We start from the raw sequence: 1,181 nt of genomic DNA, 5'->3' as shown, positions 1-1,181 counted from the left end.
CAAACCGGCTTGAGATGGCGTCGCAGCCAGCGCGTTGCGTCTTCCAGAGCCGGAAAGGCAGGGACCCTCAGCCCTTGCAGCCGGCCGAACCCCGCCTCCATGAACCAGCTTCCGACATTGGCATGCTCGGGTTCGGCGAGGCGAACCAACACTGCCACGAGCAGGCCGTTGGCGATCACCAGCATGCCGTCCCGGTCGGGGCTGTTGGTGTCGACCGCGATCGGTTGCAGCTGCAGCACGAGCAGCGTCTCGACGTTGCCCCGCCCGGACATCGGCTAGCCCTCCTGGGCCATACCGGGCCAACTCAGGTCGCGACGATCACCCCAGCGCGTGCTGCGCAAGTGCAGGTAGTTCGGTGTGAAGCGGCAAAAAGCCTTCATTCGTTCGACGTCGAGGATGGTCAGGACGCGGCGCTTGAGGTGGATCAGGCCGAGGGCGCGCAGCTCGCGCAGCGTCCGGTTCACGTGCACGTCGGACAGTCCCATCGTGTCGGCGATCTCGGTCTGCGTGAGCGGGAACGCGTAGCTGTTGTCCGTGACACGCCCGACCGCTTCCAAGCGCATGAGAAGTTCGCACAGAAGATGCGCGATGCGCTGGTCCGGAGCGCGTGCTCCCATGTTGACCAGCCACTCGCGCAGGACGGCACCGTCGACCAGGGAGCACCACCAGAAGGCGCGCGCGATGCTCGTGTGATGCGCCGTGATCTCATCGATGGCCCGACGGGGGATGTCCACGACCTGGCACTGCGAGATGGTGCCGATGGTGTGATCCATCTCTGCGAGGATGAAGACGGTCAGGTCTCAGAAATCGCCGGGCAACAACAGGGCCATGATCTAGCGCTGACGCGGAAGCTTGAGAGCTTCGAACCCCTCTCCGACCCAGCTCGCTCGGCCTTGAACACCTTGGTACTCAAGGTCCGGCAGGTCGGCGCGCGCCAGGATCTGATTCGGGAAGGCGATAAGCCTGACAACGTCCTGCTGATCCTCGACGGCTTTGCCGGCCGGTACAAGGCCCTTCCGGACGGCCAGCGCCAGATCAGGGCCCTGTTGTTGCCCGGCGAATTCTGCGACCTGAACGTGCTCATACTCGACCAGATCGGACACACCATCGGCACCATCTCTCCGTGCCAGGTCCTTGACGTCCACCGTCGGTCTATCCCTGATAGTGTTGCTGCGCGGCCT

3 protein-coding genes are annotated in these 1,181 nt (G+C 64.3%); 1 reads left to right on the top strand and 2 read right to left on the bottom strand.

The features are described from left to right. Together MKK69_RS13655 and MKK69_RS13650 are read right to left on the bottom strand one after the other, a co-directional pair. A partial coding sequence (locus MKK69_RS13655) for a hypothetical protein (protein WP_243968504.1) occupies nt 1–272 on the bottom strand: 272 nt, incomplete at its 3' end. A gap of 3 nt (nt 273–275) precedes the next feature. Continuing rightward, complete coding sequence (locus MKK69_RS13650) at nt 276–773, bottom strand: Crp/Fnr family transcriptional regulator (RefSeq protein ID WP_243968502.1); 498 nt, start codon at nt 771–773, stop codon at nt 276–278. Here MKK69_RS13650 and MKK69_RS13645 point away from each other — a divergent pair. After that, nucleotides 765–1,181: Crp/Fnr family transcriptional regulator (locus MKK69_RS13645; protein WP_243968500.1), on the top strand; the 417-nt coding region annotated here is incomplete at its 3' end. The two genes, MKK69_RS13650 and MKK69_RS13645, sit on opposite strands and share 9 nt — an antisense overlap.

Source organism: Methylobacterium sp. J-026, assembly GCF_022829585.1.
In the GTDB taxonomy this organism is placed as follows: domain Bacteria; phylum Pseudomonadota; class Alphaproteobacteria; order Rhizobiales; family Beijerinckiaceae; genus Methylobacterium.
This window is presented reverse-complemented; position numbering and strand designations above follow the sequence as displayed.

Coding starts and splice junctions, on each gene's coding strand:
- MKK69_RS13650 (WP_243968502.1), bottom strand. CDS start 773: ATGGATCACACCATCGGCACCATCTCGCAGTGCCAGGTCGTGGACATC.